The organism is Olivibacter jilunii (assembly GCF_900607235.1).
Lineage (GTDB): Bacteria > Bacteroidota > Bacteroidia > Sphingobacteriales > Sphingobacteriaceae > Olivibacter > Olivibacter oleidegradans.
The window spans coordinates 409,090-433,376 of sequence record NZ_LR027852.1 but is presented as its reverse complement, the minus strand read 5'-3'; the positions used below and the strand labels follow the sequence as shown (position 1 = coordinate 433,376).

At 40.6% G+C, this 24,287-nt stretch carries 12 protein-coding genes; 7 read left to right on the top strand and 5 right to left on the bottom strand.

Annotated features, from left to right (window positions below; all coding sequences use genetic code 11):
- Positions 1-208: 208 nt before the first annotated feature.
- Positions 209-1,858, bottom strand: a complete 1,650-nt coding sequence (locus E0E36_RS17955) for an alpha-L-fucosidase (protein ID WP_165447026.1) — start codon at positions 1,856-1,858, stop codon at positions 209-211.
- 266 nt (positions 1,859-2,124) lie between these two features.
- Here E0E36_RS17955 and E0E36_RS17950 point away from each other — a divergent pair, with 266 nt between their 5' ends.
- Positions 2,125-2,997 carry a helix-turn-helix transcriptional regulator gene (locus tag E0E36_RS17950; RefSeq protein ID WP_165447025.1) on the top strand — a complete coding sequence of 291 codons (873 nt, stop codon included), beginning with the start codon at positions 2,125-2,127 and terminating at the stop codon, positions 2,995-2,997.
- A 102-nt stretch (positions 2,998-3,099) separates the two neighbouring features.
- On the opposite strand, the gene E0E36_RS17945 is transcribed toward E0E36_RS17950, so the two are convergent.
- Positions 3,100-7,224, bottom strand: coding sequence for a hybrid sensor histidine kinase/response regulator transcription factor (locus tag E0E36_RS17945; RefSeq protein ID WP_130857163.1), 4,125 nt, complete (start codon positions 7,222-7,224; stop codon positions 3,100-3,102).
- 267 nt (positions 7,225-7,491) lie between these two features.
- On the opposite strand from E0E36_RS17945, the gene E0E36_RS17940 reads away from it, so the two are divergent.
- From E0E36_RS17940 to E0E36_RS17920, 5 genes are all read left to right on the top strand, one after another.
- Positions 7,492-8,721, top strand: coding sequence for a glycoside hydrolase family 5 protein (locus tag E0E36_RS17940; RefSeq protein ID WP_130857162.1), 1,230 nt, complete (start codon positions 7,492-7,494; stop codon positions 8,719-8,721).
- A gap of 284 nt (positions 8,722-9,005) precedes the next feature.
- Positions 9,006-12,194, top strand: a complete 3,189-nt coding sequence (locus E0E36_RS17935) for a SusC/RagA family TonB-linked outer membrane protein (RefSeq protein ID WP_130857161.1) — start codon at positions 9,006-9,008, stop codon at positions 12,192-12,194.
- Between the two features lie 89 nt (positions 12,195-12,283).
- On the top strand, positions 12,284-13,873 hold the full coding sequence (locus tag E0E36_RS17930) for a RagB/SusD family nutrient uptake outer membrane protein (RefSeq protein WP_130857160.1): 1,590 nt from the start codon (positions 12,284-12,286) through the stop codon (positions 13,871-13,873).
- An 11-nt stretch (positions 13,874-13,884) separates the two neighbouring features.
- A complete protein-coding gene (locus tag E0E36_RS17925; protein WP_130857159.1) occupies positions 13,885-15,336 on the top strand; it encodes a glycan-binding surface protein in 1,452 nt (483 codons plus the stop codon).
- Between the two features lie 257 nt (positions 15,337-15,593).
- The gene (locus E0E36_RS17920; RefSeq protein ID WP_130857158.1) at positions 15,594-17,531 is read left to right on the top strand and encodes a sialate O-acetylesterase; all 1,938 of its coding nucleotides are present in this window, start codon (positions 15,594-15,596) and stop codon (positions 17,529-17,531) included.
- A gap of 200 nt (positions 17,532-17,731) precedes the next feature.
- Here the strand turns inward: E0E36_RS17920 and E0E36_RS17915 are convergent, their stop codons facing one another.
- Entirely contained in the window at positions 17,732-19,822 is a 2,091-nt protein-coding gene (locus E0E36_RS17915) for a beta-galactosidase (protein WP_207303779.1), read from the bottom strand.
- A gap of 276 nt (positions 19,823-20,098) precedes the next feature.
- The gene (locus tag E0E36_RS17910) at positions 20,099-21,694 is read right to left on the bottom strand and encodes a glycoside hydrolase family 43 protein (protein ID WP_130857157.1); all 1,596 of its coding nucleotides are present in this window, start codon (positions 21,692-21,694) and stop codon (positions 20,099-20,101) included.
- Between the two features lie 331 nt (positions 21,695-22,025).
- On the opposite strand from E0E36_RS17910, the gene E0E36_RS28390 reads away from it, so the two are divergent.
- Positions 22,026-22,268, top strand: coding sequence for a hypothetical protein (locus tag E0E36_RS28390; RefSeq protein ID WP_130857156.1), 243 nt, complete (start codon positions 22,026-22,028; stop codon positions 22,266-22,268).
- Here the strand turns inward: E0E36_RS28390 and E0E36_RS17900 are convergent.
- Complete coding sequence (locus tag E0E36_RS17900) at positions 22,181-24,271, bottom strand: beta-galactosidase (RefSeq protein ID WP_130857155.1); 2,091 nt, start codon at positions 24,269-24,271, stop codon at positions 22,181-22,183. The two genes, E0E36_RS28390 and E0E36_RS17900, sit on opposite strands and share 88 nt — an antisense overlap.
- Positions 24,272-24,287 lie beyond the last annotated feature (16 nt).

Below are 24,287 nucleotides of genomic sequence, written 5' to 3'. Positions count from 1 at the left end.
CAGGCATTATTTAACGCCAACGTTAGCATTAATGCGTTTTCTTGACGGGAATAGGTCTGATCATTTGACGGACTCCTTTTCACACAGAACAAACGAGAGCGCTTTATAATACAGGCATCGATTTTGATTATCTTAAAACAAAAGATGCCCCTTACGGGGCACACTTTCACCAATAACCAATAATTTATATAGAACTTTTTACGATATATTAAGTGATCTTAAGTACATAAGCCGGTTCGTCCTTTTCGGCGATCTCAGGCAATGTCACTGCTAGCCCAGCTATGGTTTGTTCGAATTTTAGTTCATTGCTTCTACCTAGAAGGGTTACTTTCTTTACCTTATGGCTATCTGCCCTCAAATTGTTAATCAAAACGTTGCCGGTTTCAGACCATCCCATTAAAATGGCATATATTACCCCGTTCTTCGTTGTGAAGCGGATATCGGCGGCGGTTAACGGTTTGTTCTTATCCTCATTGAAACCAGGGCCGGACAGTGGAGCAACGCCTTCCATGGCCGGGCCTTCCCCGAAAACCTTCCAAGGCCTTGTCCCAATGATAGCCTCACTGTTAACGCCCATCCAGGAAGCAATTCCTTCCACTGTGTTCCGTGCCTCCGAATCGATGGAACCATCACCACGAAGCGGCACACTCAGCAAGAGATTACCGTTCTTACTAACGACATCTGCCAGCATATGGATTACCGTTTTGGCACTTTTATAGCTTTTATTATCATAGATTCGTCTATCATAATGCCAAGCACCTATACAGGTGCAGGTTTGCCAGGGCTCTTTTTCGATTTTGTCGCTTTGTCCTCGCTCAATATCCCATACCATACATTTCCGTTGCTGTTCATTCAAGATTTTACCATTGATAACCGCCTCCAGCTTTCCTTTATTTTTTTGCTGATCGACATTGTAGTAATGAGCTGCAATACGCAGTCCGGCATCATCAATTGGCCAGAGCGGAAGTACCGTATCATCAAAATAAACCAGATCAGGGTCATAATTATCGATTAGCTCAACCGTCCGATCATGAAAGTTTTCACAATAAGCTTTGGAAGGAACACTCACTCCCGAGCTCACGTCCCAGCTCCATTGGCGGTGGATCATGTTGTGGTCTTCGCTGTTTTCGCTCAAAGGGTGGTTCTGCGCATACAGCTCTTGCGGATCAAGACCATCCCACCATTTTCCGTTTCCGTCAGACTTCGTGAGTTTTCCATCATAAGGGATGTCTTTGAGCGGGCCATTTTTATCGGCTCTTTGGGAAGTTTCATACCAGGTCCAGGCATGCGCGGCATGCACACTTACGCCGAAGCGCAATCCACGTTTTTTGGCAGCCTTAGCCCAACCCGCAACCAAATCTTTTTTTGGACCAATTTTGGTAGAATTCCACGGCTGATGGCTGCTATCATAAAGGTCCATATTATCATGGTGATTAGCTAGCGCCACAAAATATTGTGCTCCGGCACGTTTATATAGGTCCAATAACATTTCAGGATCCCATTTATCCGCTTTCCATTCGTTTATTACATCTTTAAAGCCGAACTTAGAAGGATGACCGTACTTCTCCACATGGTAGTTATATTGATCACTCCCTTCCTGATACATACCTCTTGCATACCAGTCGCCTCTTTCGGGTTGACATTGAGGGCCCCAATGTGCCCAAATACCGAATTTCGCGTCACGGAACCAATCGGGAACCTGATACTGTTCCAACGACTTCCATTCCGGTTTAAAATCGACTTTCGCAATCGGTGCATGGGGATGCAAGGTGTTAAAGGTCGACCTAGCAATTGATTTACTCAACCAAAGCGAGGGAATGGCCATTCCAAGGGCTTTTATTACGGTTCTTCTTTCCATTAATTTCTTGTCTTAAGTATTTTTATTGGTATGAAGGTGAATGTTAAAAATTTGTTTCGATGGTTTTACAATATGGTGTCACAATGCTTTTCAAAGTTAAGGATATCGAGGCTATCCACAATGTCTATTATCGACAAATTATTTCACTTTATCGATTTTTGCTTTACGTTAAGCTTTGCCCTAGTTCCCATATTTTATCCTTTATTCATATTGGAAGCTGTACTTTATCGACTTTTCTTATTATATTTAGAAAACATAAGGATCGTATGGATGAAAAGAAGATTAAACGAGAATTTATCTTATTGAATGTCGGGCGGGCCGTCCATCATGCGGATTGGAACTGGAAAAATATACATAGTCCTTTTACCCGTATTCATTTCATCGAAAGCGGGTCAGCCAAAATCGTACGTGAAGATCATTCATATACACTAAAAGAAGGACATTTGTACCTAACACCACCTCATACCAAACATAGTTATAGCTGCACCGGTAAGCTGTCACTTTATTACATTCACATCTATGAAACTTTAGGTAAACAGCTGAGTATTTTCGACATCCTCGATTTTCCTGTCGAAATCAAAGCTGATGAGTTAATTATTTTCCTTATCAAACGTTTAGCAGCTATCAATCCCAAGCTTGAACTACAAGCTTATGATCCGAAAGATTATGATAATTCGCCAATGTTGATAAAGAATATTAGCCAACAAACGCATACACCCCCTGCCTTAGAGATGGAAACCGAAGGCATCTTAAAACAAATCCTATCACGCTTTTTAACAGGGGCCGCCGATAGGAACTTAGATCTGGACGAACGCATTTTGAAAGCTATTCACTACATTCATAGTAACATGGATAAACCAATAAAAATCGAGGAGCTTGCACAGGCCTCCTGTTTAACGACAGATCACTTTATTCGCCTTTTCAGAAAACAAATGCATTGTACTCCTAGAAAATATATTAATCAAAAAAAAATAGAACAAGCACAACTGATGCTGCTGGTGAAGCACATTAGCATTAAAGAACTTGCTTATCAACTGGGCTTTGAAAACATATCCTATTTTAACCGCCTCTTCAAAAAAATAGCGGGTGAAAACCCGGGAAAAATGCAACATAATAGATCCCCCTTACGGTTAAAATAAGCGTTAAATGGTGTGCTATTGAAAAGATAATTGTAGGCTATAATCTAGTAATCTAACGGTACGGAGCGGTATCAAAACCTCTATTTTGTATTTCCGTTATGGTCAATCGCCATGCAACTTCGAGACATTCTTTTTATACTCATTGGGTGTAACACCAAATTCATCCTTAAAATATTTTCTAAAATATTTGGCTTCATTAAATCCTACCAAAAGGGAAATTTCGCTTACATATAGCTGGCTTTTTGCGAGTAAATCTGCGGCTCGTTTTAAGCGAATAAATCGAATAAATTCGGATGGGGTCTTATCGGTCAATGCCACTATCTTTTTATAGAAATTAACCCTACTCATTCCCATTTCTTTGCATAAATCCTCCACTAAAAAGTTGGGATTTCCTATATTCTCTTCCGCTATAGATACAGCCTTCTTTACGAATTTCTCATCCATTGAGACAATTTCGATTTTGCCGGGGGATATATCAACCTTTGCTTTGAACCTGCTTTGCAATAGTTTTTGCTTCTCAATAATCTTTACGATCTTCAGTTTAAGAATCTCAATGTTGAATGGTTTAGAAATATAGTCGTCTGCCCCCGCTTCAATGCCGGAATATCTGTTTTCGTCGGATGATTTTGCGGTAAGCAATATAACGGGGATGTGTGAAGTACGCATATCCTCTTTTATTTTTTTGCAAAACTCATATCCGTCCATTTTCGGCATCATTAGGTCACATAGAATCATTTCAGGCCATTGATCAAGCACTATACCATAGCCTTCTTCCCCATCGTTAGCTGTAACAATACGATAATCGTTACAAAACAGACCGGTTAAGAAGCTACAGAAATCCTGATTATCGTCAATAATCAAAAGTAATGGCAAGCCGTTATTTTGTGGCAATTTATTCAAATCAGCCATAGCATCCAAGGATATTTCATTTTTTACGCTTCCGGGATAGATGACATCTTGGTTTTTCAAGATGTCCAATGTGGTATTTGTCATAGGAATTAATACCGTAAATACGGACCCTTTTCCTACAACGCTTTCAACATATATTTCACCGTCATGAAGCTTTACGAATTCGCTAACGAGATGCAATCCTACTCCCGTACCCGGAATACCATGTACCTCAGCACTCTCGATACGAAAAAAACGCTCAAAAATTTTACCGAGATATTCCGGTTTGATGCCCGTCCCAGTATCTGACACCTGAAAGCAGAGCTGCTTTTCTATCGCTTTATTACTAACTTTTTCGGAAAGAAAAATGCTGACATCGATATGTCCTTCACGTGTATATTTAAACGCATTGGAAATTAGGTTTACAATGATCATATACATTTTTTCCCTATCAAACTGCATCGACAAATCTTTCTGAAAAGTTGTAAAGGTGAGTTTAATAGATTTTTCGGCAGCCAGTGGAGAAAAAGACGCGCAAATATCTTTAGCAAATTCTATAATATTTCCTTTAGATAAATTCAAGGCCAATTGATTTTGATCAAGCTTTCTAAAATCAAGTATTTCATTTACCATATCTAAAAGCCTTCGCGCATTCTTATACATCATGTTTAATGTCGACTTTTCATCTGGACTTATAGGAGACGTTAGGAGCTTTTCCAACGGGCTGATTATTAATGAAAGCGGTGTTTTAAACTCATGGCTAATGTTTGTAAAAAATTTAAGTTTCAGTTGATCGACCTCATGTAATTTTTCTGCTTCCAACAGCCTTTGTGCGTGCTCGAATTTTTCTTTTTGCTTGTTCAGCTTATGTTTTATGAATAATGTAATTAAAAGGCCGGCGGTAGCGACATAAATAGTCCACGCCCACCAGGAAAACCAAAAGGGCGGTCTAACAATGATCTTTAGGATTATTGGTTTTTCTGACCAAATATTGTCTTCGTTACCTGCGTATACTTTAAGCTTATAGGTACCTGCATTGAGATTGGAGTATGACGCTACGCCAACACCATTCGTTATCTCTCTCCATTGCTTTTCTAAGCCCTCCAACATGTATTTATATTTATTTTTTTCAGGATGGATAAAGCTGAGGCCGGAGAACTGAACAGTGAAATTGGTTTCATCATGTTTAAGAATGATCTCATCTAGATCGACTATTGATTTATTAATAATGATGCGCCCGTTATAATTCACATGGGGCTTGATCACTTGACCGGCTATTAAAAGATCCGTGAATCTAGGTGTAGGAACAAAATTGTTTACCGGGATATCTTGTGGGTTAAATGCTATATAGCCCTGGGTAGTACCCATGTAAATTATGCCCTTCTTATCTTTAAAGACAGCACTGGGATTAAAACTAGAGCTTGGCAACCCATCATTGATGTCAAAAGAAATAATAGCTGGTTTAAGCTCCGGCATTTTACGGTTGAAATAGATACGATTCAGTCCATTACTTGTTCCGGCCCAAATATTTCCATCACCATCTTCCACCAAGGATCGCACATCGTTGCTTGACAAACCATTGTTAGTGGTTATGCGATGAAACGTCTTTACCTTGGGATCATAAATGTTAATTCCATTTTTAGTTGCCGTCCATATCAACCCCTCGGAATCAGTCATTAATTGAGGTACAGGCGTTCTCGAAACCGAGTCTTGAAGCTTAGAATCGGCAAAAAAAGGAACAATTTCATTTTTCTTGTAAATCCGATAGATGCCTATGTCTGAACAGAAGTAAATCTTTTTAGAAGCGTCGGTAAAAGTTGACAGGATGAAATCTGAACGTAGTGGGCTATTCTCCCTATTATAATGTGTGAACACCTTTCGCTCAGGATTCAAACGATTGATTCCCCCGCCAAGTGTAGCTATCCATAAATTATGATCATGGTCTTCCGCTATACCATACACACTTTGGTTGGATAAAGAATTGGGATTGTTTTTATCAAATCGGTATTGTTTAAAACCTCGATTCTTATATGCGTTTAAGCCGCCTAAAAATGTACCAATCCAAATTGTTCTTTGACTGTCCTCGAAAATCGAGGTGATAATGTCAGACGATATACTTTGTTCATCGTTCGAGTTGGCACGAAAACGTTGCATACTTCCGGATTGTTCGTTATATTTTATCAAGCCTTTACCATTGGTACCAACCCATAAATTGTCTTGCTGATCTTTATAAAGGCTGCTACAATCAAAAACTTCCGCATTTCGAATAAATAGGTAATATAAAGGCGATTTCCAAAATTTAAACATGCTGGGATGATAGTAAGACACACCATTTTTGTAGGTGCCTGCCCATACGATACCGTCATTATCACAATAAAGACTGATAATCGAATTTTGACTCAGCGAATATTTATTATAAACATTATTTTCAACGATACGGATTGTCTTACGTTTTTTATCATAAATATTTATCCCCCCATGATCAGTGCCTATCCAAATCATACCCTTCGAGTCTTGTATAATACATCTTGTGAAGCTATGAGAGAGTGCAGGGTTGGTGTCCACGCCTAATAATGTCCAATTATTTTGTTTCAAATTGAAGAATAGGGCTCCTTTATCATTAATTCCAGGGTATACCCAAATGTCTTTATCTGCGTCTATGAAAATATTTTTGGGTATGATAGAACTTTTTAACTTTTCTTTTATATAGGTATTTCGGATCTCAACTGCCGCCGTCTTTGTGTTGACCCGCTCTAAGACACCATCCCTGTGCAATACCCACATAAAATAATCTTGAATTTTCATATCAGTAATGGGAGATGGAACAAGATCTTTTGCATAGGGTGATTGTTTAAAAAGCGATATCTTCTTTGCTCCTACGTCATATTTGTAAATTCCTTTTCCGAAGTAGGCTACATAAAAATTTTTGTCTTTATCCACTTGTACGGAAATAGGATATGGAGGTAATCCCATCTTGTTTAAAACAGAATCGATATTGCTCGTAAATGATTCCGTACGCCAATTATAGAATAGGAAAGTGTTGCCCTGTAGCCATAAATTGCCATTCGCGTCTTCGACAATCTTTCTCAGATTCTCATATAGATAGCTATTAGTGCCGTTTACATCACTATTAAACGTCTTAAATGCGATACCGTCAAAGCGATTTAAACCGGTACTTGTGCCGAACCAAACGAAGCCTCTACTATCTTTAAATATACTAAGCACTTCGTTACCAGACAGCCCATTTCTGTTATCAAAGTGAGCGAACTCATAAGGTTGAGCATAGGTGAGTACAAATCCAAATAAAAATATTATTAAAAAAAATGTCGGTTTCCTCATCGGTTAGCTGATTCGGTAAATAGCGTACGCAAAATAAACAAATAGTATCAAGTAAATCGGCAGCTAATCATTTTATCCTGTAATTAGAAACATATGATCCCCTTGCAGAGAAATACTGATCCCCTATTGCATACATTTCATCATCTGCTCGTGGTTATCTCCCACTATTTTTGTTTCAAAGGAGCCTTGATGGTTTTAAAGCGATTGCTATACACAGTATCGTGAAGCTCCCAATTATAAACATTCTTTAATCTAATTTCTTAACTTATGAAGAGAAAAATTCTATGCGGAATTATTCCGGTATTCTTAATGCTTTCTTGCGCCAAAATTCATGAAACCGCTTCTCCAAGCAATAAAGCGGCGATAGGATCTAAACTTGCGTCAACGCGTCAGCAGCAAATACCGCCAGATATGAGCGGAATGAGTAGTAATGCCTTTCAACTAGTTTCCAAGATGCATGTGGGATGGAATCTCGGTAATACATTGGAAGCGATTGGCGGAGAAACCTATTGGGGAAATCCACTCACTACGGAAGCCATGATTAGGGCCGTTAAAAGTGCGGGAATTAACGCTGTCCGCCTTCCCTGTTCCTGGAATCAATACTTAGAGGATCAAACAACTTATAAAATAAAAGAAAGTTGGTTAGCGCGTGTAAAGGAGGTAGTCGATTATTGTGTAAACAACGATATGTATGCCATATTAAACATCCATTGGGATGAGGGATGGTTAGAAAAAAATTGTACGCCCGAAATGCAAGAATCGGTCAATAAAAAACAAAAAGCCTTATGGGAGCAGATTGCCGTTTATTTCCGTGATTATGATGAGCATTTACTATTTGCAAGCAGTAACGAGCCCGATGTAAAAAACAGTCAAGAGATGGCCGTCCTTCATTCCTATTATCAAACATTTGTTGACGCGGTACGCAATAGCGGAGGCCGAAATACCTATAGAAATTTAATTGTCCAAGGCCCTGCCACAAACATTGATTTATCGGACGAACTGATGACTTTGCCACATGATCCAACAGGAGCAGGTAGAATGATCATGGAAGTACATTATTATGCTCCTTATAATTTCTGTCTGATGCCGAAGGATGAAGATTGGGGTAAAATGTTCTATTTCTGGGGCGAGGAATTTAAAAATTACGCGGTGGGTGAGTATGAGGGCCGTTGGGCAAACTGGGGCGGAGAAGATTATGTACGCGAACAATTCAGTAAAATGAAGCGCAGATTTACCGATCAGGGCATCCCGGGAATTGTTGGCGAATTTTGTTCTGTTAGAAGGACCTTTAGCGATCCGACTATCCAGAAAGCGCACGATGAATCCAGAAACCGTTTTCATGCGTGCGTGGCTCAAGAGGCGAAAAATGCCGGATTTACACCGTTCTTGTGGGATGTAGGGGGAGTTTTAGATCGTCGCAACAATATGGCGGTAATTGATCCGTATATCTTCTATGGTTTGATGTGGGGTGCCAATATGGGTAAATATCCATTTTAACATCCATTAAATGTTAAAATTTATCAGCGCCCAAGGAAAAACCTTGGGCGTTATGCGCTTAAAGGACTTTAGAAAATTGATTAATAGTACACGCTTATTGTACTGAACCCGATTTGAAAATTTGGCATCCAACCAGTGTATGCAAGAGCTGATAAAATTTAAAATTAACATTTCCGCATCATATCTATAACATTCTATACCCTTCTGTATTTGATCCTGTATTTAACTTTACCGACCCAACTTGGGTAACAATAAAACCAAAACTGTTATAAACTTAATTAACCATGAACTTAAACAAATTACCTGAAAAAGGTCTTTTGCCTGTAATCAGGCATTGGAAACAGACGATCCTGTATCTGTTTTTTTATTTGAGCCTAACGCCCCTGTTAGCGCAAAATACAAACAACCTGCGTGTCACAGGAATTGTAACCAATCGAAGCAATGGAGCGAAACTTGCTGGTGTATCCGTGCTTGTTAAGGGTACTACTAATAGTGCACGTTCCGATGAAAATGGCAAATATGCTATTGAAATCACTCAAGGTAAAACAATGGTATTTTCTTATTTAGGTTATGTTACACAAGAATTAGTGGTAACGAACCCTGTTCTTGATGTGTCTTTAGAAGAGAACACACAAGCATTAAGTGAGGTTGTTGTTGTCGGATACGGAACGATGAAACGTAGCGATCTCACTGGATCTGTGATTACCGTTACTGCCGACGATATAAGCAAATCCGTCAATACTTCCTTAGACCAGGCCTTGCAGGGAAGAGTTGCCGGAGTTGCCGTTACACAAAATTCGGGTGCTCCGGGCGGAGGTATATCGGTAAGCATTCGCGGAACAAACTCATTTAGTGGCAATGAACCCTTATACGTCATTGATGGTGTGCTTATTGATGGTAACACGCGCGACAATTCCAGCGCATTATCTTCAATTAACCCCGCAGATATCATGTCAATGGAAATTCTCAAAGACGCTTCAGCTACAGCCATTTATGGAACAAGGGCTGCAAACGGTGTTGTGATGATAACGACCAAACGCGGGCAAGCAGGAAAAACAAAAGTTGCTTATGAAGGATACCTGGGATTACAACAATTACCAAAGACCTTAGACGTATTAAACTTAAGGGAATACGCCACCTATCAGAATTTGCGCAGCAGCGTCATCGGATTTGGCGAAAGGGAAGAGTTCATGGATCCCTCTCTTTTGGGAGAAGGGACGAATTGGCAAAAAGAAATTTTCCGTACTTCACTGATGCACAACCATCAATTAAGCACTAGCGGTGGCACAGAAAATAATCGCTTTGCTATTACCGGAGGATACTTCAATCAAGAAGGTATTGCATTAGGATCAAATTTCACACGCTATTCGCTAAGGATGAACTTCGACTCCAAGATAAACAAATGGTTGAGCACCGGCGTGAGTGCCTATACTGCTCGACTTGAAAATGTAAATACGATTGACAACTGGGGAATTATATCATTGGCTATTAGACAACTACCTGAAGTACCTGCCAGAAATCCGGACGGGAGTTGGGGTTCGCAACAAGAGAACATGTATGGAACTTATTTTGCAAATCCGGTAGAAGAAGCCCTTACACGAGAAAACTACACGAAGGGTACACAGACCAATATAAGCGCTTTTGCTGATATTACCCCATTGAAAGATTTAGTTCTTAGAATAGAAGGAAATACTAGCTTCAATTACAATAATTCCTATCAATTTACACCTTCGTATGACTATGGGACTTTTAAGCAGCAATCTTCAGGTTCCCGGTCTGCTAGTAACTCGTCCTTTACCAACCTCAAAACCTATTTAACCTACTCGAAAAATTTCAATGACTGGCATAACCTTTCAATAATGGCGGGGCATGAAACACAAGAGAACAGATGGGAGTCGCTATCCGGGAGCCGCGTCAATTACTTTCTAAACTCTGTGCATGAGTTAGACGCGGGGGATGCAAAAACGGCTAGAAATAGCAGTTCGCGATCGTCTGGAGCCATTGAATCCTATTTTGGAAGGTTAAACTACGGATTCCGCGATCGTTACTTAGTAACCGCTACCGTCCGTAGAGACGGATCCGATAAATTTGGCCGGAACAACCGATGGGGGACTTTTCCTTCTCTAGCCGCTGCTTGGAAAATGAAAAATGAATCATTTTTAAAGAATGCCAATGCGGTTGATAACTTAAAATTAAGGCTCGGTTGGGGTTTAGTGGGAAATCAAGCGGCAAGCGCCTATGCCTATGGTGTAACGATGGCGACTGCGGCGTCTATATGGGGAACGGGTTTTTATCCGGGAAACTTTGCTAATCCTGACTTAAAATGGGAAAAAACTAACGCTTATAACATCGGTTTAGATCTTAATCTTTTCAAAAACAGGATCGAATTCATTGCCGATGGTTATTTGAAGAAGATCGATAACTTACTTATGCAAGCAGTCCTTCCCGATTACATCAGCGGGCTGATTGCTGCCCCTTGGGTGAATGCAGGATCAATGACCAACAAGGGGTTGGAATTTACGTTGAATACCATCAATATCAATAAAAAAGGCTTCTTCTGGAAATCGGGACTTAACTTCTCACTGAATAGAAATAAAGTAACCGATTTATATACGGAAACTGCGACCATATTGGGAAAGATTGGTGCTGAAACTTTTACCTATACCAAGGTGGGTGGCCCTGTTGGTCAGTTTTATGGCTACAAGGTAATCGGCATGTTTCAGGACGAAAGCGATTTTTATAAGAAAGATCAATACAACAATTTTGTGTTAGATGAAAGTGGCAACAGAATACCTATCGCACTCCCTAAAGACAAAAACATCGATGTAAACGGTATTTGGGTAGGCGACTTCATCTTCGAAGACCTGAACGGAGATGGGAAGATTGATGAGCAAGACCGCGATTTTATTGGAAACCCCCAGCCTAAATTTTTATTCGGCGTCAATAATTACTTCTCTTATAAAGGGTTTGATCTAAACATCTTTATTAACGGTGTATTTGGAAATAAAATATACAATCAACTTCGTAAAGATTTCACCAATCCAATGAATAATTCGGGCATGCTGAAAGAAACGACGGGCATAGCGATTATTGAACGAATAAATCCGGACGGATCTGATCAGGATATCGCAAATGTCAGAATTGCAAATCCAGATGCTACGATACAACGCATAACAGTGAGTGACGCAAATGACAACAGTCGCATGAGTGATCGTTTTGTTGAGGATGGTTCCTATCTACGAATTAGAAATGTCTCTTTGGGTTATACAATACCGAATAAACTACTATCTAAGTTACAGGTTGAAAATCTAAGAGTATACATGAATATCCAAAACCTATACACTTTTACCAAGTATAAAGGATATGATCCGGAAATCGGATCGTATAACCAAAGTGTATTACTCAGTGGTATTGATTATGCACGTTACCCCGCTCAAAGAATTTACACATTTGGATTGAACCTAACCTTCTAGCAAATACACTTAGTATCACAAAATCGAGCGACGTAATAATAGGATAATTATTTATACCGAATACTCCTCAGTCATAAAAAAATAAAGAGATGAAAAGATTATATGTACTTACAACGTTTATGTCAGCGCTGTTAATTGTCTCATGCAGTAAAAGCTTTCTTGATCGGGAACCGGAAGGTTCTTACGTTGACGCAACTTTTTACACATCGCCTGAAGCCCTCAAAGCTGCAACCGCCCCTTTATACAATCGGGCCTGGTTTGATTATAATAAACGGCCTGCCGTTGCTATTGGCAGCCTACGGGCAAACGATGCTTATAACCCTTGGATGAATCCTTCCTATACGTTGTTTACTGTAACATCCTTAGATGATGGGCTGTCCGACTCGTGGAAATCTTTCTACGGAGTCATTACGATGGCCAATGCAACCATCGAAGCCATTAACAATAAGGCCAAGAATGTCACGGACGCTCAAAAAAATCTAGCAATAGCAGAAGCTCGTCTGATGAGAGGTATCTCTTATTTCTATTTACTTCGTACTTGGGGGCCGGTTATTCTGATTGAAAGCAATGAAGAAGTGATCAAGAACCCCTTATTGCCCCGCCATCGTGAAGAGGATGTCTTCCAATTTATCATTAATGACCTCTCATATGCCGTGGAGAACCTGCCACCGACATGGGATAAAGGGCGTGCGAACAGCTGGGGAGCTAAAGGAATGTTAGCAAAAGTATACTTAGCCCGTTCCGGTTGGAAAAAAGGAGGAACACGAGACGAAGCAGATCTGGCAAAGGCACGCGAATACGCAGGTGATGTATGCATGAATAGCGGGTTGGTCTTGTATCCGAAATATGAAGATTTGTTTAAATACAAACACAATAACAATCCCGAATCATTAATTGCTATGCAATGGGTACCATTAGGAGACTGGGGCGTATGTAATACGCTCTTGGCCGATTTAGCCTTTTCATCAGATGTAACCGGGGGCGTAAATGTTTGGGGAGGGGGATTAAATGGAACCGTTGATATGTTGAAATTATACGAACGTTCTGATTCTTTGCGGAGAAATGCCACCTATTTCACACAGTACGCTCATTATCCATACATAAGTATCGACAAGGGGGGCTACACCTACACGGGAACAGGATCGTCTATTAAGAAAGGTGTCGTGGGAGGTCCTAATGACGATAATGATGGATATGTTCAATCGATGAACTCCCCTCTTAACACGTATATACTGCGCTTAGCAGATGTATACTTAACGTTTGCCGAGGCAAGTCTCGGCAATAATAATAGCCTGGACGGCGGGGAGGGTTTAACATACTTCAACAAAGTACGCGAGCGCGCTAAAATCGGACGAAAGACTGCTATTACGTTGGACGATATCATAACCGAAAGACGCATTGAATTCGCGATGGAATATAACAATTGGTACGACATGGTGAGCTGGTATTGTTACAAACCGGAAAAAATGCTGAAATATTTTAACAATCAGCAACGAGGGTGGACCACGACTTCTATAACAAAGGATGAAGACGGGAACCTTGTTTTTGAAGAACCAACACCCCCTGCTACTCCGGTAGTCGTTACCAAAGATAATATTTTCTTTCCCTACCCGGAGAATGATCTGATACAGAACCCACGATTAAAAGAAGAACCTCAACCTTATACCTTTAACGAATAAAATGCTAAAAGATGAAAACGTTCAATTTTTTCCATCAACATATATTACTATGGATCGCTTTGATTGGGATAGCGGCATTTATAGCTTGCAGTAAAAAAGACGCCCCAGGTGGAACGCCTGAAATTTATAGCGTAAGGCTTACTGATCCAACAAAAGCAGACAGCACATTTACGGGCGCTTTCCCGGGAAAAATGATCGCCGTTATCGGAAACAACTTGGGAGGTATACAAAAGATATATATTAATGACCAAGAAGTTAGTTTCAATACTAACTATTGTACCGCTACCAGTGCAATCTTTACCATTCCTGGCGATTTAATATTGACAGGCACCAATCCGGAACTTTCCAATGAAATCCGTATCGAAACCAATCGGGGTGTAGCTAAGTATGCGTTTCATATATATTCACCGGCACCCGAAATTCATCGCATAACGTTGAAATATCCGGCAACACCTGGCGAAAATTTAAAAATTTTCGGAGCTAATTTTTATGAAATACAGAAAGTAGTTTTCGAAAGTACAACGGGAACCAGTGTTGGGGTATTGGATTACACCGTTAGCAACGATTATAATATCATTGATTTGACCATACCGCCAGGGGTGCAGGACGGCCGCTTAGTGGTATATTGCTATACCGACTCGGTGAGTATTCCGTTTTCAACCAATGTTGCTCCCCCGACGATTAAAACATTTAGTAGCGATATGCCCATCATAGGCGATCTCGCTTATATTACAGGGGATTACTTCATTGAAGTAACAAGTCTCAATATCAATGGTGAATTTACAATACCGGCATCTGATCTCCTAGTTTCAAATAGTAATGATACACTATATTTCCGATTACCTAAAGCACCTAGCAAAGGAGGTGTCGTTACGATAACAGCTGCTGGAGGAAATTCGAATTCACCCAAAGCATTTTATCCCGTTGAAAATGTGGTGCTCAACTGGGACAATATAGGTGCGTATAGCTGGGGCGACAATAATGAAGCGGTAGTTGCCGACGGGTCTAAGATCCCCTACGTTTCAACCGGGACCTGCTACCGGATATTCGGTAAGCCCGGCGCTTGGCAATATTGGTGGGGCAACCTTTCCAATGATGCCGTATATCCAACAACCAATATAATACCTGCCAACACACCCATAGAGAATCTTGTCCTTCGTTTTGAATGTTATATGAGTGAACCTTTAGCTCCCGCCTCATTCGAAATTCAATTGAAAGGCAACGGGGATCAGATGGTAGTGGATTACCTACCCAGAGATAAAAATTCAAACAAAGCAGTAACGGGTAAATGGATAACCTGTGATATCGCTTTATCAAAATTCACAGCAGCAACAGACTATGCGGGTTTTGCAGCAATTACTAATACCGGCCTAGGCATTTTCACCAAAAATAAGTCGGACAATGCCGATGTAAATGTTGATGTGTACTTTGATAATTTTAGAATTGTTGATATCACCAAATAAAAAATTAGTTGATAACCTTAGATAAAACACTTTAGACTCAAGAAGAAATTATGAAACAACCGCTAATAGACGTATTTATATTGTGCACTTTATATGCCTGTAGTCAGGAAGTTCCCTCAAAAATGTCGTTATCCGAAATGGATAACGACAGAAACCACGAAATACGTCTTCGAATCGAAAAAATTAAACGAAGTCAAAGTTTGACGGATTGATTACACCATCGAGTTAAAAGTAAAACAAACTAAAAGTAAAAACACATGTCTAAGAAACACAGCCTCATTTTTTGTTACTTATTTTTTTTATTATCCGTTCTTAAAGCAGAAATCAGACTACCGGCCATATTTTCAGAAAATATGGTGTTGCAAAGAGATGTTCCTATAAAAATTTGGGGATGGACCGACAATAACGAGGAGATAGAAGTTCATTTTATCAATCAGGTTAAAAAGGTGAAAGCCAATAAAAGAGGCGAATGGTCTCTTCAACTTGACCCCATGTCTTATGGTGGCCCGTACTTAATGCATATCAAAGGGCGAGATAGTAATATCACCCTCAAGAATATACTTATTGGAGAGGTATGGCTTGCATCAGGGCAATCTAACATGGAATGGACGGTAAAAGATGTTAAAGATGCACCAACGGAAATACGTAAAGCCGATTATCCACAAATACGTGCTTTCAATGTTGAAAAGGCCCTAAGTCCGGAACCGAAATCAGACTTGAATGGTATGTGGCAGAGCTGTTCTCCTGCCACAGTTGGCAATTTTTCAGCCGTCGCTTATTTTTTTGCCCGTAAATTATATGTTGAACTTGATATTCCTGTCGGCATTATCAATTCCTCATGGGGAGGAACGGATATAGAAACCTGGACCAGTTCGAGTGCTTTCAACGTATTACCTGAACATTTTAAAGAACGCTATGGAGATTTTAGAACCCGTAACCTGGAAGAATTCACAAAGGAGAATGAAAAAAAGAAAACCGCCTATTATCAAGCATTGAACAAAGAAACAGGAACAATAGAAAAATGGGAAACCCTGCCTGTCGATTTATCTTCCTGGAAAATGATGCGGGTTCCGCAGTTATGGGAAGAGGTTCTAGGAGAAGTTGATGGGGTGATCTGGTTCAAATATAATATCAAACTCTCTAAAGAAGTGATCAAGAAACAGGCAAGCATTCATCTTGGTACAATCGACGATGCTGACATTACCTGGTTAAATGGTGTTCAAATCGGCGCTACCAATGGACATGCAATTAACAGAGATTACGTTATTCCTGAAAACACATTAAAAGAAGGCATAAATACAGTCACGGTAAGGATAACTGATAACTATGGAGGTGGAGGATTTTACGGCAACGCCGATAATATGTATTTAGAAATTGATGGTAATGCGTATCCCTTAAATGGAGAATGGTATTACAAGGAGTCAGTAACAAACAAACAGTTTGGTTTTACCTACATCTCCCCGAATGTTCAGCCATCATTACTCTTTAATGCGATGATAAATCCAATTATACCATTTCCAATTAAAGGCGTAATATGGTACCAAGGTGAAAACAATGCCATACGGGCCTATGACTATTGCACCTTATTTCCAACTATGATTAACGACTGGCGTGCTAAATGGGGTTACGAATTCCCTTTTTATTGGGTACAACTGGCAAACTTTATGGCAAAAGACGAAAAACCACAAGAAAGTACATGGGCGGAACTCCGAGAGGCACAAAGCAGAACCTTAGCCCTACCAAAAACCGGACAAGCAGTAATTACGGATATAGGCGATGCGGACGACATCCATCCGCGAAATAAACAAGATGTAGGAATGCGGCTGGCCTTAATAACGTTGAATAAAGATTATGGAAAGAAAGAAATCGTATACACCGGCCCAGTGTTCAAATCAATGCAAATTGAAGGGAATAAGGCGATTATCTATTATAAAAATGCAGCGAACGGCTTATTATTGCATAATAAATACGGATATGTTGAAGGATTTACCATTGCCGGGGCGGATAAGCAATTTGAATGGGCTAAAGCTTATGTGGATGGGAATACAATAGTTGTTTACTCCGATAAAGTGTCAAATCCTACAGCGGTTCGTTATTCTTGGAGCGATAACCCGGATGTAAACCTATTTAATAAAGAGGGGCTTCCTGCGGTGCCCTTCAAAACAGATGATTGGAAATGGATCACAGAAAAATAATGACTTTAAACAATCATATCAGTAAAAATGAAGCGCTCCCTTAAATGGTAATGATCCTCTTAATATGAGCCGTTGAGACAAACTCAGGAGGTGCGCAGGAATATCTGAGAAGAACTATGGATAGGGTAACGGGTTAACCCTATCCAATAGTTTATCGCCGGAAGCTTGTAACGAACTATTTTTTTCGTATAATGTTCCGTTTACTCACTGATAACTTTCACATCCCATGCATCGAGTGCAATTTCCTTACCGGTTTGATGGCCAGAAAGGAGCTCGCTTCCACCGGGATAAGGATTATTGACCATTTGACTTTTATTGCTGTAATTGAATAGATAATGAATCGTTTTGCCTGATTGATTTTTCCCGGAACGGACAATAATGGGAAAGCGGTAATTATTTGCGACCGTGGTGACGCCTGCATCCTTTGCCGTTTGTAAGACAATTTTTTCCAGCAGTTCCTGTGAAGGATAGGTGCCGATATATACCAATTTTCCTTTTCCGTAATTGTTTTCGGTAATAACAGGCCATTTGCCATAGAAAGGATGATCGGCATAGGCCAAGGGTTTTGCTGTTTCGGGTATTAAAAACTCATACCATTCGCTTATCTCCTTTCCACTTAATCCGAAAGCGTGATCTTTTAAAGGTAATGCAGGAATATTAGCATATTCTTGGTAATAGAAGCCTGCGGCTTTTCGCAATGGTCCAGGTGCTAAAGTGGCCCGAACTGCGGAGTGCGTGTTGGTGTATCCGCTTTTATAGAGCATAACCACATAGCCGCCATTTTTTACAAATTCATCGATTTTCTCCAATAAACGATCGCTCGCTACATACAATGGAGGAATAACCAGCATTTTGTATTTGCTAAAATCCGCCTGCTCATCACAGGGAACAATATCCGATTCAATATTCTGATTGTATAATGCACGATGAACGAATCCTGACGGATAATGGTCCTTATCGGTGTAGGGCATAAAACTCAACGCGTGATAAGAATCATGACTGAACAGAATGGCTACCTTGTTTTCCTTTTTCAGATTGACCAGGTCTTTACCAATATGCTTGAGTTCTTTGGCCGTAGCAGCGAACTCCTTATAAATTCGATTAGGCTGTAGGTCTTGCCCTAATATTCCGCGCCAATAAGTTTCCTGTCCATAATGCAGGGTATGCCAATGCCAGTATTCAACCATGTTGGCACCTGAGGCCAGATGGGCAAATACGTTTTGCCTTAGTTGTCCGTCATATGGAGGTTTTTGGTTTTTGGCATCCCATCCCGTAGCCTGTGCATTGGTTTCAGTTATTAGATAATTCCCTTTCGCAACCGTACGCATGTAATCGCCTGAATAGGCAATGAATTGCCCATTTTGTCCATCTTGTACGTCGTGGTAAACATTGATTGCTGGATATTGCATTTGCCTGAAGCTCTCCGGTTGATCTATGTTTTGGAAAGACGGCATAAAACAATGGGTAACAAATTGATCTTTTCTTTTATACTCGTTTACGATATCAACCTGCCAGTTCAGAAACTCCGCAACGCGATACCGATTGTATCGTTCCCATTCGTTTTTATACGACGGGTTGGTCGCCCCATCACGTGGGTAAAATTCGTCCCAGGTATTGATGTTCATTCCCCAGTAATTCAATCCCCATTCCTTGTTCAGCAATTTAAGGTCTCCGTTGAATTTCTTTTTTATATAATCAACAAAACCCTGAAAATACCCGGGGTTGTTAATTCCTCTTGCTTCTACTTCATTGTCTACCTGAAAGCCGATAACAGCCGGATGTTTGGCAAAATGTTCCATCATTTTACGGATCACTCTTTCAGATAATTTGCGATATATGGGATTGGTAATATCCATGTTTTGGCGGATACCGTAATAGGCCTTTCTTCCCCCGGTATGTGCTGCTAACACCTCGGGGTATTTATGGGCCATCCACGCCGGAATGGAATAAGTGGGTGTGCCTAGAATAACCTTGATACCGGCAGCATGCATTTTATTGAGGATGGTATCCATCCAGGCGAACTCAAAAATACCTTCCTGCGGTTCAAACAACGACCAAGTCGATTCACCTACCCGCACGACTGTTAAATCGGCTTCCTTCATCAAGCGTATGTCTTCATCCAAACGGGCAAACGGCATATATTCGTGATAATAAGCGGCACCATAAAGTACATTATCAAAACGATATTGTGCTTTCGCCTGAAAAATGAGCAGACAGATCAGTATTGCCGGTAGACCGCATTTGCTGAGATTAAATACTACAGTACGGTAGTTTACTAATTTTTGTTTCATCTGTAAATAATTACTCGTTTGTGTTTTACATTTAAGGTACTCATGAACCGCAAAGCGGTTTTTTTTATCCATCGGTCAGATGGAGCTTATCATGTTAAAACCCCGACGGGCTTATGAACACAATTGAATATTTAAAATCCGTGAATAAATTTACATTTCCCTGTGTGATAAAAATGAATTTTAAACATGGACGGTTCATAACCGTGTTTATGGAATGGTTAATTTAATCATAAATTGCGAGCAAAGGATTATCTAATAACTGATTTTTTGATCATTTCACGGTTTTGAAACACGGTAATCAAAATAATCAAAATAAGCCTTTGATGAAGTTTTCTGTCCATTAGCGGACGCGTAAAGTCCGATCATAACACCCGTAAAGCCACCTGCCACTTCCGTACTTAAATACCTCGTATCCAATTTTTTTAATTCCACAAACTTACCGGCCTTTGTATTGAAGTAGCTAAAGGTATAATTCAAAGGTTTTCCTACTACTTGAAGACGAACCGTCGGTTCATCGATCAACTCTTCTGCGGCGAGATAGGAAAGCGAGCCAACTACAACGCGAAGCTGTACAGCAAATCTTTTTCCTTTACGTTTAAGCAGAAGATCGTAATGATGCGTATTGTTTTGTATAAGGGTTAAACCGGCCTCCTCTTCTTCTTTGGTGGACACTATTTCCAAACTAGTTTCTGCCGTAAAATCGTGTTCAGTTTGTCGTCGGCCAATAAAACTAACCGACTCCAGCTCATTAAGCTTAAAAGGCGAAGCATTTATCCGTAAAAATCCTTTTCGTTCGGTGAGTGAATAATTTGCTGAAACAGGGTTTCTAAGGTATTGCCATTCGTAGCCTAATTTAGGTTCGTCAAATTCGGTTCGACTTACCGGTTCTTCAAACGGTTGGAGCGGCAAAGTTGGCACTTGCATATCAATATTTATGGTGCCGTTTCCATTAACCTGTGGCCATCCGTTTTTAGGCCAGTCTACCGGAGCAAGAAATGTTTCTCTACCCAATATATGATAATATGAATAAGGTTGCGTAACCCTAAAGCCCAAAAAAACTGCCCACCATGAACTGTCGGCTGCCTGAATAAGATCAGCATGCCCTACTCCTTGTATTTGGTTACCTTGTCCCAGTCGATTGCTATGCGATAAGATAGGATTTAACGGGCAGTTTTCGTAAGGACCAAAGAGATATTTACTGCGCCCTATGGTTGCGCTGTGAGCGTACTCTGTCCCACCCTCGCCAAGTAACAGGTAATAATAACCATCTTTTTTATAGACGTGGGGGGCCTCAGGGAAACGTCCCCCTGTACCACCCCAAACTAAGTGTTCGGGTGAAAGCGTTTTCCCGGTCTGAATATCGATTTCCGTAATCCGTATTCCCTCATTACCCTGCGTCACAAAGTATGTTTTGCCATCATCATCCCAAAAAATATCCGGATCAATACTCTTTATATCCACCCATATCGGGTCGCTCCAAGGACCGGCAGGATTATCAGCTGTGCAATAAAAATTGCCACCACCTGATACATTGGTGCAGATTACATAAAATTTGCCATTATGGTACCTTAAAGATGGAGCGAAAAGCCCACCGGAAGAAAATGCCTTATGTAAGGGAAGCTGAGATTCGCGTGTTAGACAGTGTCCTATCTGCTGCCAGTTTATTAAATCCTTGCTGTGATAGATCGGTAATCCGGGAAAATATTCGAATGATGACGTAACCAAATAGAAATCATCATTAACCCGGCAAATGCTTGGATCTGGATTAAAGCCACGTAATATCGGGTTTTTATAACCGAACTGGGCAATAAGGGCTTTGGGCAAAACGAAAAGAAGTGTGCAGACAAAATAGAAACTGAATTTTCGGGTCATAGTGATTTGGTCTATTATTTACGTTGAAAATAAATTACATGTTGTAACGGGTGATTTATAAAGTAGCAAGTGACACAAAGCTAGCAGAAAGCCTCTATAAGCAGGGAACGCTTTTGTTAATATTTTAGGCCTATTTTGTTAACTATTACAAATAGTGTTCGAAAGATGGCTATATGGCAATAAGCTGTTGTTTAATACATTCGACATGAACTGATTCCCTCTCCTGACCTACCAATTTAACCGTCTTAGGCCTTTATGTAAGAGCAGATAATCACATCTATGCGGGAACGGAAGGCTATGGAATAAAAATCATCAGCCGGAAACAAACACCTTGATTGATCTAAATCCGGCGTTCACGACGTTTAGTCTTTCTACTACAAAAACAACCGCTATCTTGGAAGACCAGGCCGGCAATCTATGGATAGGGGTCTCTCAGAAAGCTGTATTTTACATGAACATAAAATCCGATTCAGCTAGAAAAGCCCTTTACTCATTCCAAACCAATACCTCTGCAGGTTTCAATGTTTTCTCGCCAACAAAAACGGTAGAGGTTTCCGGAATAGGCATGGTATAATCGGTAGAAGAATAATTTACAGCCAAATAAAAACCATCTCTCCAATAGACATACACACCGGGAGGATAATCTTCAGTAGTTGCTCCTGCCTGCGTATAAATGTTACGCAACAAATCCTTTTCGAGCTTAAAATCGTCCGTAGCTACACCTATGTAAGTAACAGATCCTTTACCAATTTTCTGTTTTACAACAGCCGCTGCTCCCTTATAAAACTGGTTTTCATAGCTTGCAAGCACTTCCGTATTTTGATAGGGCTTTAGCAGATCCGCCCAGTTATTCCAAGCATAGTGGGTGGATCCCATTTGAACGTCTCCTTTGCCATAAGCCGAAAGCATGTCTGTTGCCGTAACCTGCGCTCCTATAAGACCCGAAATAGGCGCTGCCAACTTACCCTCCCAGAAGTGTCCCATTCGATTTTTAGTTGCTGTACGGCAGGTAATAATCAACTGTCCGCCATTGGTTACATAATTATTCCATTTCTTTACTAAAGCCGAATCCACCATTTCGTATGCAGGAATAATGACCACCTTATATTTCGACAAATCGCTGGTCTCCGGTATCACATCAACCGGGGCTCCTAAAGACTTGGCCGTCTCCATGAACTTAACCGGGTAATTCCATGTTTCCCATTGGGCGGTCTGCTTTTGCCTGTCTATCGTCCAGTAATTTTCGAGGTTCCAGAGAATGGCCGTTGAACGCGCCGCCAATTTTTCCGGCATCTTAACGCCCTGTTTATACTGCTTCCGCAGCTCCTTTATTTCTTTCATGAACTGCGTATAGTCTTCACCACCGGGCGAAGGTGTTATTCCATCTGTTTGTATAATGCCCGCATGGTACTGTTCTGAGCTATATATAATTTGCCTGAACCGATAAGAACAGGCCAATTTTCCGCCCGCAGCAAATGTATGGTACAACCACATGCGCACTGTTCCTGGTAATAGAAGTGGGTTGTAGCTGCCCCAGTTTACAGGTCCTGGCTGAATTTCCATTACGCCAGATACGCCTCCCAAATGTTTAAAATATGCTGACGCAAAAAGGATTACTCTGCTATCGCCCAACCTGAATCCAAGTTCGCCAATATTATCGCTACCGCCATTAGGATAGGCCGTATAAGCCGCAAAATCGAGTTTTTGGGTTCGCTGCGGGTCAGCCCCGGGAGAAACAGCTGTATAATTCGTGGTGATATATTGATCCTTTGAAATATGACTCCGCAAAATGCCGGCCTGAAAGTCAAGGAATTCTGCCTGCGCATCTGCACAATAGCGTTTAAAATCAAGCAAAGCATGTGGATTATTTCCCCACCAACCTACCAGATTGGTGTTATGGATCGTAATCTGGTTGAAATCGTTATACCATTGGCTCCAGAAAGCAGTACCCCAGGCCTCATTTAACGCTTCAACCGTTTTGTATTTGTTTTTTAGCCATTGCCTGAAGGCATCTTGAGAGGATGGACTATAATCGGGTTTAGCATCGGGCTCATTATCTAGCTGCCATCCAATCACATTTTTATTTTGCCCATAGCGCCTGGCCATTTCGGTTACAATCTTTTCAACGAACAGGCGATATTTGGAATTAACGATTGAACCGAGCCCCCGTGTTCCGTGTTCGGCACGGATATAATGCCCATCCATTATAAAGGTCTCGGAATAATTTACCCGCATCCAGGCAGGTGTAGTTGCCGAAGGTGTGCACATAAGCACTTTAAGTTTGTGTTTAACGCAAAGAGCCACCACCTTGTCAAGCCAGGCAAAATCAAATTTCCCTTCTTCTGGCTCCATCTTAAACCAGGCAAATTCAGCCAGATGAACAAACTCATACCCCATATCAGCAATCTTCTTGATATCTCGTTCCCATTGGCTTTCCTTCCAGTGTTCGGGATAGTAGTATATTCCAGTGGTGATCAAATCCTTTTCAGGAAAAAAACGATTGACTACCTGCGATTTTACATTTAATGTCGATACAAATATTGTTAATATGACTAGTGCTATAGTCTTCTTTACCATAGTAAGTTTGTTTTTT

Coding starts and splice junctions, on each gene's coding strand:
- E0E36_RS17915 (WP_207303779.1), bottom strand. CDS start 19,822: ATGAAACAAAAATTAGTAAACTACCGTACTGTAGTATTTAATCTCAGC.
- E0E36_RS17900 (WP_130857155.1), bottom strand. CDS start 24,271: ATGGTAAAGAAGACTATAGCACTAGTCATATTAACAATATTTGTATCG.
- E0E36_RS17920 (WP_130857158.1), top strand. CDS start 15,594: ATGTCTAAGAAACACAGCCTCATTTTTTGTTACTTATTTTTTTTATTA.
- E0E36_RS17925 (WP_130857159.1), top strand. CDS start 13,885: ATGAAAACGTTCAATTTTTTCCATCAACATATATTACTATGGATCGCT.
- E0E36_RS17955 (WP_165447026.1), bottom strand. CDS start 1,858: ATGGAAAGAAGAACCGTAATAAAAGCCCTTGGAATGGCCATTCCCTCG.
- E0E36_RS17945 (WP_130857163.1), bottom strand. CDS start 7,224: ATGAGGAAACCGACATTTTTTTTAATAATATTTTTATTTGGATTTGTA.
- E0E36_RS17930 (WP_130857160.1), top strand. CDS start 12,284: ATGAAAAGATTATATGTACTTACAACGTTTATGTCAGCGCTGTTAATT.
- E0E36_RS17940 (WP_130857162.1), top strand. CDS start 7,492: ATGAAGAGAAAAATTCTATGCGGAATTATTCCGGTATTCTTAATGCTT.
- E0E36_RS17950 (WP_165447025.1), top strand. CDS start 2,125: ATGGATGAAAAGAAGATTAAACGAGAATTTATCTTATTGAATGTCGGG.
- E0E36_RS17935 (WP_130857161.1), top strand. CDS start 9,006: ATGAACTTAAACAAATTACCTGAAAAAGGTCTTTTGCCTGTAATCAGG.
- E0E36_RS17910 (WP_130857157.1), bottom strand. CDS start 21,694: ATGACCCGAAAATTCAGTTTCTATTTTGTCTGCACACTTCTTTTCGTT.